12 protein-coding genes, 1 pseudogene and 2 riboswitches are annotated in these 13,957 nt (G+C 69.4%); of the genes and pseudogenes, 5 read left to right on the top strand and 8 right to left on the bottom strand.

Annotated features, from left to right (window positions below; genetic code table 11):
- Window positions 1–91: 91 nt before the first annotated feature.
- Window positions 92–337: pseudogene (locus tag ACW7GZ_RS00605) on the bottom strand (catalase); the annotation flags it as partial.
- Window positions 338–538: 201 nt separating this feature from the next.
- Window positions 539–3,427 (bottom strand): aminomethyl-transferring glycine dehydrogenase, encoded by a 2,889-nt coding sequence (gcvP, locus tag ACW7GZ_RS00600; protein ID WP_457007284.1) that lies wholly within the window; start codon window positions 3,425–3,427, stop codon window positions 539–541.
- Between the two features lie 51 nt (window positions 3,428–3,478).
- Window positions 3,479–3,569: riboswitch (glycine riboswitch) on the bottom strand.
- Window positions 3,570–3,665: riboswitch (glycine riboswitch) on the bottom strand.
- A 114-nt stretch (window positions 3,666–3,779) separates the two neighbouring features.
- Between gcvP and ACW7GZ_RS00595 the strand changes: the two genes are divergently transcribed.
- From ACW7GZ_RS00595 to ACW7GZ_RS00575, 5 genes are all read left to right on the top strand, one after another.
- A complete protein-coding gene (locus ACW7GZ_RS00595; protein ID WP_457007282.1) occupies window positions 3,780–5,033 on the top strand; it encodes a multidrug effflux MFS transporter in 1,254 nt (417 codons plus the stop codon).
- 89 nt (window positions 5,034–5,122) lie between these two features.
- Complete coding sequence (locus ACW7GZ_RS00590) at window positions 5,123–5,800, top strand: vWA domain-containing protein (RefSeq protein WP_457001834.1); 678 nt, start codon at window positions 5,123–5,125, stop codon at window positions 5,798–5,800.
- Window positions 5,800–6,564, top strand: coding sequence for a PP2C family serine/threonine-protein phosphatase (locus ACW7GZ_RS00585; RefSeq protein ID WP_457007280.1), 765 nt, complete (start codon window positions 5,800–5,802; stop codon window positions 6,562–6,564). Before ACW7GZ_RS00590 ends, ACW7GZ_RS00585 begins: the two co-directional genes overlap by 1 nt.
- Window position 6,565: 1 nt before the next feature.
- Window positions 6,566–7,984, top strand: coding sequence for a hypothetical protein (locus tag ACW7GZ_RS00580; protein ID WP_457007278.1), 1,419 nt, complete (start codon window positions 6,566–6,568; stop codon window positions 7,982–7,984).
- Window positions 7,981–8,715 carry an energy transducer TonB gene (locus ACW7GZ_RS00575; protein WP_457007276.1) on the top strand — a complete coding sequence of 245 codons (735 nt, stop codon included), beginning with the start codon at window positions 7,981–7,983 and terminating at the stop codon, window positions 8,713–8,715. Before ACW7GZ_RS00580 ends, ACW7GZ_RS00575 begins: the two co-directional genes overlap by 4 nt.
- 65 nt (window positions 8,716–8,780) lie before the next feature.
- On the opposite strand, the gene ACW7GZ_RS00570 is transcribed toward ACW7GZ_RS00575, so the two are convergent.
- The 6 genes from ACW7GZ_RS00570 to ACW7GZ_RS00545 all read right to left on the bottom strand — a co-directional run bounded on the left by ACW7GZ_RS00570 (window position 8,781) and on the right by ACW7GZ_RS00545 (window position 13,811).
- Window positions 8,781–10,736, bottom strand: coding sequence for a M2 family metallopeptidase (locus tag ACW7GZ_RS00570; protein WP_457001842.1), 1,956 nt, complete (start codon window positions 10,734–10,736; stop codon window positions 8,781–8,783).
- Window positions 10,737–10,816: 80 nt separating this feature from the next.
- Window positions 10,817–11,284, bottom strand: coding sequence for a hypothetical protein (locus ACW7GZ_RS00565; RefSeq protein WP_457002849.1), 468 nt, complete (start codon window positions 11,282–11,284; stop codon window positions 10,817–10,819).
- A 40-nt stretch (window positions 11,285–11,324) separates the two neighbouring features.
- A complete protein-coding gene (minE, locus tag ACW7GZ_RS00560; protein WP_457001844.1) occupies window positions 11,325–11,588 on the bottom strand; it encodes a cell division topological specificity factor MinE in 264 nt (87 codons plus the stop codon).
- 3 nt (window positions 11,589–11,591) lie between these two features.
- Window positions 11,592–12,401 carry a septum site-determining protein MinD gene (minD, locus tag ACW7GZ_RS00555; protein WP_457001845.1) on the bottom strand — a complete coding sequence of 270 codons (810 nt, stop codon included), beginning with the start codon at window positions 12,399–12,401 and terminating at the stop codon, window positions 11,592–11,594.
- Window positions 12,402–12,426: 25 nt separating this feature from the next.
- Complete coding sequence (gene minC, locus ACW7GZ_RS00550; protein WP_457007274.1) at window positions 12,427–13,215, bottom strand: septum site-determining protein MinC; 789 nt, start codon at window positions 13,213–13,215, stop codon at window positions 12,427–12,429.
- A complete protein-coding gene (locus tag ACW7GZ_RS00545) occupies window positions 13,215–13,811 on the bottom strand; it encodes a GNAT family N-acetyltransferase (RefSeq protein WP_457001849.1) in 597 nt (198 codons plus the stop codon). Before ACW7GZ_RS00545 ends, minC begins: the two co-directional genes overlap by 1 nt.
- Window positions 13,812–13,957 lie beyond the last annotated feature (146 nt).

Raw genomic sequence — 13,957 nt, 5'->3', positions numbered from 1 at the left:
GGGGTGCACACGCTCAGGCGCCGGCACGCGCGGCCGGTGCCTGGGCGCGGATACGGAGGCCGGCCATATGTTCAGGCCAGCGTCCGCAGCTGGTCTCGGCGAAGAAGTTGTCCGGCCAGCGGTCGAGCACCATGCGCCCGACCACCTGCAGCGGCACCAGCGCCTGGGGAATGATCTTGGTGGGATCGAGGTGGTCGAAGGGGGGGATGCGCTCGTGGTCGAAGTGCATGATCTTTTCGCGCCCGACGTTGCCCGCGGGCTTGGGCCGGGGCGGCTTGGGAGCGGTGGGCGGCTGCGCGCCAGGTAGCGTCGTGGTCGGGGTCTTGGGCCTGGCCATGGGCTGCTCCGCTGCGGGGGAGCAGCCATCCTGTGGCCGAGGGCGTAAAGCCGGCGTGGTCGCGGATCGGATCGCGGCTATAGCCGCTCCCACAGGGCAGGCATGCGTGTCGTGGGAGTGGCCATGGCCCAGCCGATCGCGACGTGCAGTGGGAGCGGCCATGGCCGCGATTGCGACCAGGCCTCCTTGCCCCGGCGGTGCTTACGCCACGTCAGGCTCGCTGAATGCCTCCGGCTCGTCCTCGGCCGACCCGATCGGGATGCAGCTGCAGAAGACATTCTTGTCGCCGTGCACGTTGTCCACGCGCGCCACCGGCGGCCAGTACTTCTGCTGGCGCAGGCTGGGCAGCGGGAACACCGCCAGTTCGCGCGGGTAGGCGTGGGTCCACTCGCTGGCCGAGGCCTGCGCCGCGGTGTGCGGGGCGTGCTTGAGCGGGTTGTCCTCGCGGTCCATGCGGCCGTCCTCGATCGCCCGGATCTCCTCGCGGATCTGGATCATGGCGTCGATGAAGCGGTCGAGTTCGTGCATCGACTCGCTCTCGGTCGGCTCCACCATCAGCGTGCCCGAGACCGGGAAGCTCAGCGTGGGCGCATGGAAGCCGAAGTCGATCAAGCGCTTGGCCACGTCCTCGGCGCCGACGCCTGTGGCGTCCTTGAGCGGGCGCAGGTCGAGGATGCACTCGTGCGCGACCAGGCCGTTGCGGCCGGTGTAGAGCGTCGGATAGTGCGGTTCCAGGCGCTTGGCGACGTAGTTGGCGTTGAGCAGCGCGACCTGGGTGGCGCGGCGCAGGCCTTCGGCGCCCATCATCACGATGTACATCCAGCTGATCGGCAGGATGCTGGCCGAGCCGTGGGTGGCCGCCGACACCATGCCGACCTCGCCCTCGCCGCCGAAGGCGCGCGGCAGGTAGGGCGCCAGGTGCGACTTCACAGCGCATGGGCCCACGCCCGGGCCGCCGCCGCCGTGCGGGATGCAGAAGGTCTTGTGCAGGTTGAGGTGGCTGACGTCGGAGCCCCACTTGCCGGGGCGGGCGACGCCGCAGAGCGCGTTCATGTTGGCGCCGTCGGTGTACACCTGGCCGCCGTGGGCGTGGACGATCTCACAGATCTCGACCACGTCCTCCTCGAACACGCCGTGCGTGGACGGGTAGGTGATCATGATCGCGGCCAGGCGGTCGGAATGCTTCTCCGCCTTGGCGCGGATGTCCTCGACGTCGACGTTGCCGTTGGCGTCGCAGCGGGTCACGACGACAGTCATGCCGACCATCTGCGCCGAGGCCGGGTTGGTGCCGTGCGCGGACTCGGGGATCAGGCAGATGTCGCGGTGGCCTTCGCCCTTCGAGGCCAGGTACGCGCGGATCGCCAGCAGGCCGGCGAACTCGCCCTGGGCGCCGGAGTTGGGCTGGAAGCTGACCGCGTCGTAGCCGGTGATCTCGGCCAGCATCGCCTCCAGGCCGTCGATCAGCACCTTGTAACCCGCGGTCTGGTCGGCCGGCGCCAGCGGGTGGATCTCGCTGAACTCCGGCCAGGTGATCGGGATCATCTCGGCGGTGGCGTTGAGCTTCATGGTGCACGAGCCCAGCGGGATCATCGTGCGGTCCATGGCCAGGTCCTTGTCGGCCAGGGCGCGCATGTAGCGCAGCAGCTCGTGCTCGCTGTGGTGGGTGTTGAACACCGGGTGGGTCATGAACGCGGTATTGCGCTCGAGGCCTGCGGGCAATGCGTCGGCAGCCTCGGCGTCGAGCGCGTCGATGTCGTTGATCGCGGCGCCGAACAGCGCGGCCAGCGCGGCCACGTCATCGCGCGTGGTGGTTTCGTCCAGGCTGATGCCGACGCTGCCAGCGTCGATCGCGCGCAGGTTGATGCGCGCGTCGCGGGCCTTGGCATGCACCGCCGCGGCGTCCAGGCCGCTGACGTGCAGGGTGTCGAAGAACGCGTCGCCAACGGTGGCGCCGGCACCGCGCAGCGCGGTGGCCAGGATCGTGCTGAAGCGGTGCACGCGGCGCGCGATCCGCACCAGGCCCTCGGGGCCGTGGTAGACGGCGTACATCGACGCCATCACCGCCAGCAGCACCTGCGCAGTGCAGATGTTGGACGTCGCCTTTTCGCGGCGGATGTGCTGCTCGCGGGTCTGCAGGGTGAGGCGGTAGGCGGCATTGCCCTCGACGTCGACCGACACGCCGATCAGGCGCCCCGGGATCTGCCGCTTGAACGCGTCGCGGCAGGCCATGTAGCCCGCGTGCGGGCCACCGAAGCCGAAGGGCACGCCGAAGCGCTGGGTGTTGCCGATGACGATATCCGCGCCCCATTCGCCGGGTGCCGCGATCAGGGTCAGTGCCAGCAGATCGGCGGCCACGGTGACCACGCCCTTGCGCGCGTGCACGGCCTCGGCCACCACGCGGTAGTCGTTGATGCGGCCGAAGGTGTCGGGGTACTGCAGCAGCACGCCGTAGCTGTCGACGGTGGCGGCGTCCGCATCGTCGCCCACGTGCAGTTCGATGCCGAGGCCGCCGGCGCGCGTGCGCAGCACTTCCAGCGTCTGCGGATGCACGTTCTTCGACACGAAGAAGACGTTGGACTTCGACTTCGCCGAGCGCTTGGCGAGCGTCATCGCTTCCGCCGCCGCGGTGGCCTCGTCAAGCAGCGAGGCGTTGGCGATCTCCATGCCGGTCAGGTCGGCCAGCATGGTCTGGAAGTTGATCAGCGCCTCCATGCGGCCCTGCGAGATCTCCGCCTGGTAGGGCGTGTAGGCCGTGTACCAGGCCGGGTTCTCGAGGATGTTGCGCAGGATGACGTTGGGCACGTGGGTGCCGTAGTAGCCCTGGCCGATGAAGCTGCGGAAGACGGTGTTGCGGTCGGCGATGGCGCGGATCTTCGCCAGCGCGTCGACCTCGGTCATCGGCGGTGGCAGGTCGAGCGCATCGCCGGAGCGGATCGAGCCGGGCACGATGGCATCGGTCATCGCATCGAGCGAATCGTGGCCGATCACGCGCAACATCTGCGCGATCTCGTCCTCGTTCGGGCCGATGTGGCGTTCCACGAACGCGTCGTGGTGCTCGAGCGAGCGGAGGGAGGCGGGCTGCTTGGACATGGCGTTGGACTCTGGCGGGCGCGGGTGGGCCGCGTGCACGCACGCGGGGCGCCCCTCTGTCCTTTTGCCTGAGAGTTCAGGGCGGGCGCTAACCCACCCCATGCACCTTCGGCGCCGGGTTTGACCGGTCTCTCCAGAGTTGTCCCCGCCAGCGGTACGTGGGCCTGAGCGATTACGGGCGTTGCGCCTTCGGCAGCCGGCCCCGGTTGGCTGGGGCGGCTTCTCCCGCTGGTGGGTACTGCCTGCCGATTATAGCCCGCCCCCGGCCGCCTGACCGGTATCCTGATGCGGTGCAAAACTCCCTGATCGAAGACCGGCTCCGCGCCGCCCTGTCCGCCGCGGGGCCCTGCTGATGGCCGCGCCGCACCTTCCGAAGTCCACCGGCCGGCTGGCGTTGCTGCTGGCGGGCCTGTCGATGTTCGGTCCGTTCTCGATCGACGCGATTTTCCCGGCATTCCCGGTGATCGGCGAGGCGCTGGGCGCCGACAAGCTGGCGATGCAACAGACCATCAGCGTCTACCTGGTGGCCTATGCGCTGATGAGCCTGGTGCATGGCCCGATGTCGGACGTGTTGGGCCGCCGCCGGGTGATCCTGGTCGGGCTGGTGGTGTTCATCGCTGCGTCGGTGGGCTGCGCGCTGTCCAACGATCTGGCAACCATGCTGGTCTTCCGCGCCCTGCAGGGCCTGTCGGCGGGCGTGGGCCTGATCGTGGGCCGTGCGGTGATCCGCGACCTGTTCGATGGCGACGACGCGCAGAGGCTGATGAGCCAGGTGTCGATGATCTTCGGCATTGCGCCCGCCATCGCGCCGGTGATCGGCGGCTGGATCCTCGGCTGGGGCCACTGGCACGACATCTTCTGGTTCCTGGTCGGCTTCGGCGTTCTGCTGCTGGCGGCGACCTGGATGTGGCTGCCGGAAACCCATCCCGTGCAGAACCGGAGCACACCGGTGCCGCGGCGGATGCTGGCGGACTACGTGCTGATCTTCACCAACCGGCGCTTCCAGCGGCTGGCGGCGGCCGGTGCACTCAACTTCTCGGCGCTGTTCCTGTACATCGCGTCCGCGCCGGCGTTCGTGCTTGACCTGCTGCGGCTCGACGAGCGCAGCTTCGCCTGGTTCTTCGGGCCGATGATCGGCGGGATGATGCTCGGAGCCTTCACCTCCGGGCGGGTCGCCGGGCGCATGCCGCACGTCGTGCAGGTCAACATCGGCTTCGCCTGCTGTGGGCTGGCGGCGGTGGCCAATGTCACCTACGGCCTGCTGGTGGACGTGCCGTCGGTGCCCTGGGCCGTGCTGCCCGCGGCGCTGGGCGCCTTCGGCGTGGCCATGGTGTTCCCGGTGCTGACCCTGGCGATCCTCGACATGTATCCGCGCCAGCGCGGCTCGGCGTCATCGCTGCAGGCCTTCACCAGCCTTGCGCTGAACGCCGTGGTCGCAGGGCTGCTGTCGCCGATGGTCAGTGGTTCGATGCTGACGCTGGCGCTGGCCGGCGCGGCGTTCACGCTCGCCGGCTGGCTGGTGTGGCGCTTGGAGCGCTATCGGACCAAGCGACTGCCGGCGGGGCAGTGCGAGCCGGGGATGCCGGACCCGGCCGAACACGTCTGAGGTCCGGTGGCCCGGGCGGGAAGCCGAGGTCCGGCTGGAAAGCTCTCGGCGCGATGCGTAGTATCCGGCTTTTCCAAGGAGGGGAAGACATGAGCCAAGCCATTCCGGATGTTGCGCTGGTCGACAACTCCGAGCAGCGCACGCCACTGGTGCTGGTTCTGGATTGCTCGGGCAGCATGGGAGGGGCGCCGATCACCCAGCTCAACGAGGGTCTGCAGATCCTTCGCGACGAACTGCAGGGGGACATCGTCGCCGCCAAGCGCGTGCGCGTGCTGGTCGTCACCTATGGCGGCATGGACGGGGCTGAAGTCTCCGATGACTGGCGGGATGCCATGGATTTCCAGGCGCCGGCACTGTCTGCCAGCGGCACCACGCCGATGGGGCACGCGGTGGAGCTCGCGCTGGACGAGATCGAGGCCGAAAAGGCGCGCTTCCGTCAGGCCGGCATCGCCTATACGCGCCCTTGGATGTTCCTGATGTCCGACGGAGTGCCGACGGACGACTGGGAGCAGGTCGCAGACCGCTGCCGCGCTGACGAAGCGGCCAACAGGGTCGCCGTGTTCCCGATCGCGGTGGGCGAGGCCGACACTGCGGTGCTGGGGCGCTTCAGCCAGAACGGTGGTCGCGCGGTGAAGCGCCTGAACGGCCTGCAGTTCCGCGAGCTGTTCGTCTGGCTGAGCGCAAGCATGCAGGTCGTTTCGCAGTCCACTCCAGGTGGGCAGGCGCAGCTTCCGTCGACCGACACCTGGGCGCTCGCCCCGCTCTGATGGCCTGGCGCGTGGTGGGCGCCGCAGCCATCGGCCGCGCGCATATCGATTCCGGCACGCTCTGCCAGGACGCCTTTGCACACAGGGGCGATGGCGAGGTGCTGGTCGCCGCGGTCTGCGATGGAGCAGGGTCCGCGACACTGGGCGGCACGGGTGCGCGCCGCATCGCCGATGGCGTGGTGGACGCACTGTGGCGGCAGCTCGAGCGCCATGGCATGCCCTGCGAAGCCGCGTCGCGACAGGCGATGGCCGCGGATGCGGTACGTAAGGCGCGAGGAGCGCTGGAGGCGGAAGTCGCCGCCGGCGGCGGGAAGCTTGGCGACTACGCCTGCACGCTGGTGGCCGTGGTCGCTTCCTCCAGCGGTGGCTGGTTCGTGCACGTCGGGGACGGCGTGGGCGTCCGCGAGGCGCCGGGAGCCGGTGGTACGGTGCTGTCGCTCCCGGAAAACGGCGAGTACGCCAACGAGACCTGGTTCGTCACCATGCCCGGGTGGGAAGCGCGGCTGCGGATCACGCCTTTCGAGGGCGCAAGCACGCTGCTCGCGCTGATGAGCGATGGCACCCAGGCCTTCGCGATGGCCAGGGATGGCGGCGGCCTGTTCCAGCCTTTCATCACCCCCGTGATGCGCTTCCTGCACGGCGTGGACGAGGCGCGCGGAGTGGAGGCACTGAAGGCCACCCTGGCCGACCCGCGCACCGACGCCATCACCACCGACGACAAGACGCTGCTCCTGGCTTGGCCGGCTCCGGCTGGCGGAGGCTGAGGTGCCTTCGCGCCAGGGTCAGCGCATCCGCGACAGCCGCGGTCGCAGGCTGAAACTCGGCCGCCTGCTCAAGAGTGGCGGCGCCGGCAGCGTGTTCCTCCTCGAAGACTCGAGTGACGAGGTGGCGAAGCTCTACCACCCGGGCGTCGACCTGGCGGTCTACCAACGCAAGCTGGAGGCGATGCTTGGGCTGTGTCCGGACCTTCCGGACCGGATCGAGGGCGGCAGGCGCCACGTGCAGATCGCCTGGCCGCGCGCAACGGCACTCGATCGCGCCGGCCGGTTCATGGGCTTCGTCATGCCCAGGCTGCCGCTGGAAGAAACCAGCGACCTGGAGCACGTGCTGCTGGAGCGGCAGGCACGGGCCGCCGGCTTGCCGACCGGGCTTGGCCCCAGGGTCACGCTGGCGGCCAACCTGGCCACGACGCTCGCCGCACTGCACGGGCGCGGGCATTACGTTGTGGACCTGAAGCCGCTCAACCTCCGCTTCCATCGCGAATCGCTGCACATCGCGATGCTCGACTGCGACGGCTTCAGCATTCTTGGCGAAGGCGAGCGCTTTCCGGCGGGCCAGGTCACACCGGACTACCTGGCGCCGGAATTCCAGCGCGGCGGCGTCGCGACCGGCGGCGAAGAGGCCCAGGACCGCTTTGCGCTGGCGGTGATCGTGTTCCAACTTCTCAACCACGGCATCCATCCCTACAGCGGTCGTCCGGCCACCACCACGCTGCCGTCCGACCTGCCGGGTCGCATCCGCGAAAACCTCTACGCATACGGATTGCTGCCCAACCGGCGTATCAAAGCATCTCCGGCCAGCGGCCACGACTGCATGCCCGAACGCCTGCGGCGGCTGTTCGACCGTGCGTTCGCGCGCGATTCGCGGCAGCGCCCCCCGGCCAGCGAGTGGGGCGCGGTGCTCGTCGAGTACGCGCAGCGGCAGGGCGGCCTGCTGGTGGCATGCGCGCGCAGCAGCGAACACCAGCATTTCCGCGACGAGGCCTGCACCAGCTGCCGCCGCGAGGGCCTGGTAGAGGCCGCGCGGAAGCGGGCGGAGCGCGCGCCGAAACCAGCCCGACGTCGCAGGGGCCAGCCGCGTCCGCGGCGGGCCGCGCCCGCGGCCGCGACAGGGCGCCCGCCTGCCATGACGGCCCCCGCGCAGCCGGTGCCGCTTTCCCACCGTACGCAGCGGTTTGTCCACGCGACCCTCTACGCGCTGGTGGCGCCGTTGATCCTTGGCTGGGCGCTGGGGTGGGGTTTCGAAGAGTTCCGGCGCTTCGAGTTGGTGTCCCGGGCCGGGAGCTACATGTCCCTGATCCTGCCGAGCGCAGGGCTGGTCATCATGAGCCTGCTGATGGGGCTGGTGTGTGTGCTGGTGCTGGCGGGCTTCGTGCTTTTCCTGATACGGGGCCGCTCGCCATGAAGAGCGTGTGGTGGGGCTTCCTGGGGCTTGTCATCGTTGCGACAGGATTTGCCGCGGCGCCGTTGCTCGCGATGGTCGCCGCGCTTCCCTATCATTTCGTCGACTGGGCCGGCGGGCTGCTCGGCGCCGGGGGCTGGTCCGACACCCGCATGGCGTTTCGCGTCGGAGTCATCCTCGGCAGCGGCCTTTCGGTCTGCATGCTTCTGGGGCTGGGAGCGCGCGAGCTGGATGCGCGCTACCTGCTGTCGGCGGTCTGCGTCGTGCTGGCGTGCATGTTCTTCGGCGCGCTGGCGATTCCGCTGAAGCCGATTCCAACGCCGGCTGGCCCGAGCAAGCCCACCCTCGTCCACGGCGAGGGCAGGGAGCCACGGTACCCGGGCGGTGCCGGCGTCCTCGAAATGCCCCCGGCGCCGGCGCGGGCGCCTCGGCCCTCAGCGTTGCCGGGCACCAACCTTGGCGCAAGCGTGGATCCCGCCTCGCGCAACATGAGGCCGCCCCGCTATCCGCCGGAAGCGGCGCGCGCCGGGATCGGCGGTGTGGTCATGCTGCTGATCGACCTCGACGCCAGCGGCAATGTGACCCATATTTCGATTGAGCGCTCCAGCCACGATCGCAATCTCGACCGCGCCGCAATCGAGGCGGTACGCCACTGGCGATTCAATCCCGCCATCGAGGATGGCGTCCCCGTCGCCGCGCGCGTCAGGGTTCCGGTGAAATTCCGCCTCGACTGAGGCGGCGATGACCTGCGCGCGCCCGGCTCACCGGGCGGCGCGCGTCCAGGCGGTTCGATGGCGGCTCAGCTGCCCGCCGCTGCCTGCCAACCACAGGTCTTGCCCTCGTTCTGCTCGACCAGCCAGGCCTGCAGTGGCTCGAAATACTCCAGCACCGCTGCCGCGTCCATGGTTTCGCCGCCGGTGAGTTCCTTCATCGTCTGCTGCCAGGGCTGGCTGTTGCCCTTGGACAGCATCGCCTGGAACTTCTCGCCCGCGGCCTGGTTGCCGGCGAAGGTGCACGCGGACAGCGGGCCGTCGTGGCCGGCGGCATCGCACAGCGCCTTGTAGAACTGGAACTGCAGCACGTGCGAGAGGAAGTAGCGCGTGTAGGGCGTGTTGCCCGGCACGTGGTACTTGGCGCCCGGGTCGAAGAACTCCTCGCCGCGCGGCGTGGCTGGGGCCACGCCCTGGTAGCGGGCCTTCAGGTCCCACCACGACTTGTTGTAGTTGTCCGGGGTGATCGAGCCGTCGAACACGCCCCAGCGCCAGCGGTCGATCATCAGGCCGAAGGGCAGGAAGGCGACCTTGGACAGTGCCATGCGCATCTGCGCGTTGATCAGCGCTTCCTCGCCCGGCGCCTGGCCTTCCACCAGTCCGATCGACTGCAGGTAGCCGGGAGTCATCGCCAGTTCGATGGTGTCGCCGATGGCCTCGTGGAAGCCGTCGTGCGCGCCGTTCTGGAACAGCGGCGGCTGCTTGCCGTAGGCCAGGTAGTAATAGACGTGCCCCAGCTCGTGGTAGATGGTGGTGAAGTCTTCCTCGTTGGGCTTGATGCACATCTTGGTGCGCACGTCGCTGGCATCGGCGTTCATCTGCCAGGCGCTGGCGTGGCAGACCACGTCGCGGTCGCGCGGCTTGATGAACTGGGTCTTCTGCCAATAGCTTTCCGGCAGCGCCGGCATGCCCAGCGAGGTGTAGAACTCCTCCGCCTGGCGGGTCATGGCCTTGGCATGCTCGAGACGCGCGGCGTGGGCGATCTCGGCGCGCTGGTCGGTTTCCAGCAGCGCGTTCTCGCGCACCAGCTGATCGTTGAGGGTGGCCTGATACTGGCGCTGGAGCGCGCTGGTGACGTCGAGCTGGCCGGCTTGCGGATAGGGCGCCAGCAGCGACCAGAGGTTGCTCCAGTCCTGCTGCCACATGTTGCCCATCAGGTGCGCGGGCAGCATGCCGTCGATCGAGCCCCGGCCGGGATACTCGGCTTCAAGGCGGGTGCGCGCGTAGCAGTGCAGCTGTTCGTACAGCGGCTCGACCTGGCTCCAGAGGCGGTCGGTCTCGGCGGAGAGTTCGGCCGGGGTCATGTCGTAGCCGGCGCGCCAGAGTTCGCCGGCGTCGGCGAAGCCGAGGTCGCGCGCGCCTTCATTGACCAGCCCGGCGAAGCGCACGTAGTCCTCGCGCATCGGCATCGAGATCGTGTGCCAGCCCTGCCAGGCGTCGAGCTGGGCATCGTAGTCGCGGTCGTTGCGCAGCACGTCCTCCAGCGCACCAAGCTGGCGGCAGGAGCGGGCTTCGCCCTCGCCGGTGCAGTACTCGCCGCGGCCGTAGGTGCCTTCCATCTTGCTGGCCAGGCGGGTCAGCTCGGACAGCTTGGCCGGGTCGCGCGGCGGCGGCATCGACGTGCCGAGCTTGAGCAGGCTGATCGCGCGCTCGGTGTCCGGCGACATCTCCTTGCCCTCGAAGCGCCGCGACTGCTCGACCCATTGCTGGGTGCGGGCGAGGTAGCGCTCGTTGCCCTTCGACGCGAGCAGCTCGCTGTCGTCGTTGCTGTAGGTGGAAGCGACCCACTGCGAGGCCGTCAGTTCCGGCATCAGCTGGGCGAGTTCGTCGTTGACGCGCGCGATGAATTCATCCGCGGTCTCCTTCTCCAGCTGGGCCTGTGACGGTGTGCCGTCCGGGCCGGGGGCGGTGGAGGGCGTCCGCGAGCAGGCGGCAAGGACCAGCGCGGTGGCGACGGCAAGGGCAAGGCGGGTGCGTGGCTTCACTGCGGATCTCCGATGGCGCCTGCTGGCGGCGCGAAACCCCCGCAGGCTAGTGGGCGGGTGAGGCGCCCGCAAGTGGCGGCTCAGTCCGGCAGCAGGCCGCGGGCGTCGAGCCAGGCGCGGGCGTCGTCGGCGTCGCGTTCGAACCAGGCGCGGGTGGAGCCGAGGCGGAAGGTGTAGCCCCAGGCATCCATGTCCGCCATCAGGCGGTCGCGGCCGACCTCCGGGAGGGCATCGGCCAGGAGGATCTGCAGGTAGCAGGTCGCGTCTTCCTCGGCTACCGAATCGGTGGCGTCGGTATGCACCCGGGCGCGGCGTTCGGGCGGCAGCACGATCAGGTGGCAGGCTTCGTGCAAAAGCGAGTGCACCGGCGTGTCGGCGCGCGCATAGACGGTCGAGCCGATGATGCCGGCCTCCGGTTCGCCCCAGTAGCTGCCGGGAATCGGCGCCCCATCCTCGACGCCCACCAGCTCCAGCCCGTGCAGCGAAAGCAGCCGCGCCACCTCCGTAGATGCAATCCCGCCCAGGACCAAAACCCCCGCCGCCCCCACAGTGGGAGCGGCTACAGCCGCGGTGTCCACAAGGGCACGCTCAGCCGGTCGCGGCGCGTTCGTCGGTCAGGGCGACGGTGATGTCGAGCACGTCGTGCTCGCCATCCTTGGTCAGGTCGACCTTGACCGCGTCGATGTCGACGCTGACGTACTTGCGGATCACCTCGAGCAGCTCGCGCTGCAGCAGCGGCAGGTAGTCCGGGGCGCCGCGGGAGCCGCGCTCCTGGGCGACGATGATGCGCAGCCGCTCCTTGGCGATCGATGCGGTGTTCTTCTTGACCTTGAGAAAATCAAACATGCCCATGCCTCAACCCCCGAACAGCTTGCTGAAGAAACCCTTTTTCTCCAGCTGGGTGAAGCGCATCGGGCGTTCTTCGCCGATGATGCGCGCGACGGCGTCGTCATAGGCCTGGCCGGCATCCGACTCCATGTCCAGGATCACCGGCTCGCCCTTGTTGGACGCGTTGAGCACGTCGCCCGACTCCGGAATCACACCGATGGTCGTCAGGCCCAGCACGTCTTCAACGTCGGTGATGGAAAGCATTTCCCCGGTCTCCACGCGCACCGGGTTGTAGCGGGTCAGCAGCAGGTGCGAGGTGATCGACTCGCCGGCCTCGGCCTTGCGGGTCTTGGAGTCCAGCAGGCCGATGATGCGGTCGGAGTCGCGCACCGATGACACCTCGGGGTTGACCACGACCACCGCCTGGTCGGCGTAGTACATCGCCAGGAACGCGCCCTTCTCGATGCCGGCGGGCGAGTCGCAGACGACGTAGTCGAAGCCCTCGGCGTCGAGTTCCCTGAGCACCTTTTCCACGCCTTCGCGGTTCAGCGCGTCCTTGTCGCGGGTCTGCGACGCGGCGAGCACGAACAGGTTGTCGAAGCGCTTGTCCTTGATCATCGCCTGCTTCAGCGTGGCTTCGCCCTGCGTCACGTTGACGAAGTCGTACACCACGCGGCGCTCGCAGCCCATGATCAGGTCGAGGTTGCGCAGGCCGACGTCGAAGTCGATGACGGCGGTCTTCTTGCCGCGCCGGGCCAGGCCGCAGGCCAGGCTCGCGCTGGTGGTGGTCTTGCCGACGCCGCCCTTGCCGGACGTGACTACGATGATCTCGGCCAAAGTCTATCTCCTGTGTGCGCGCTGCTCAGTCGAGCGCTGCTATTTTCAGCTGGTCGCCATCCAGCCACACCTGCACGGCCTTGCCGCGCAGGTCGGCGGGGATGTCTTCCAGCACCTTGTAGTGTCCGGCGACCGCCACGAGTTCGGCATGGAACTCGCGGCAGAAGATGCGTGCCTTCGCGTTGCCCTGCGCGCCCGCCAGCGCACGCCCGCGCAGCGCGCCGTAGATATGGATCGAACCGTCGGCGATGACCTCGGCCCCGGCGCCCACGGCGGCCAGGACGGTGAGGTCGCGGTTGTCGGCGTAGACCTGCTGGCCGGAGCGTACCGCAGTGGTCTGGACCACGCCGGGGCCGCCCTGGGCCGCGGCCGCCGGCGCGGCGGCTTCCGGCCGGTCAGGGGCGGCGCGCTGCCGGGCGACCGGCTCGGGCCCGGCTGCAGGCGCCGACCCGCCGAGGGGCTCGTACTGGGCGCGGAACCGCGCCAGCAGCGGCAGGCCCAGCTCGACCGCCAGCTGCTCGTTCTCGCTGTTGCCCCAGGCCAGGGCCACCGGCAGCGCCCCGGCCTCGCGCAGGGCGGCGAGCAGCGCGCGCGCGGTGGCCGGGTCCGGAAGCGCGGCCAGGCCGCCGAAATCGAGCACGACCGCGCCGCGGGCGAACAGCTTGGGCGCGCGCTGGACGCGCTCGCGCATTTCCGCGGCCAGGCGCTCGATGTCGAGGGTGCGGATGCGCAGGTTGGCGATGCCGACCTGGCCGATCTTGAGCTCGCCGGCGGGTTCGAAGTTCGCGGCCGGTGCGCCCACGGTGCCCGCCATCAGCGGGTGCCCGTCGCGAGGCGGGCCTGGCCGACGGGCCGCGGCTGCACCAGCCAGGGGACGTCGGGCAGGTCGTCGCCGTAGGCGTCGCGGACCCAGGCGTAGCTGCAGAGTTCCTTGGTCAGCATCGAAGCACGGATGCCGGTGTCGGGCATCACGTGCTGGCCGACCTCGCGGAAGCCGAAGCTGCCGTGGAAGATGCGCGCGGGATCGCTGTCGTGCTCGATGAGGACTTCGCAGGCCAGCACCGGATAGCGCAGCTCGGCGTAGCCCTGGACGTCGGCATAGATGGTGCGGCCGACGCCGCCACCGCGACGGCGGCTGGCGACCACCACCCGGTCGATGTACATGAATTCCGGATGGCGCTGGGCGAGCCAGTCGAAGTTGCTGCTGTCGTGCCCGCGCCGTGAGCCGAAGCCGATCAGGAAGCCGGCCAGGGTGCCGTCGCGTTCCGCGACCCGGAAATAGTCGGCGTTGTCGTGGAAGTGGTGCACGCGGGCCGAATCCAGGGGAAGGATCGACGGACCGGCGGCATTGTTCAGGGCAAGGACGGAATCCAGCTCGTGCTCGCGCACGTCGCGGATGACAATCGACATTCCAGACTCCGTGGTGTGGCCAATGACCGCAACGTGGCGCGCGCGGCGCATGGGCCAGCGGCGCCCGTCCGGCGACAGCGGCCATTATCGCATGGCGCGATCGCGTGGCCATACCCGGATGGCCGCCGGCGCGGGCATGACTTCCG

The sequence above is a fragment of the Luteimonas sp. A537 genome (assembly GCF_054052065.1).
Note: the sequence above shows the minus strand (reverse complement) of the source record. Positions and strands in the feature narration are given on the sequence as shown.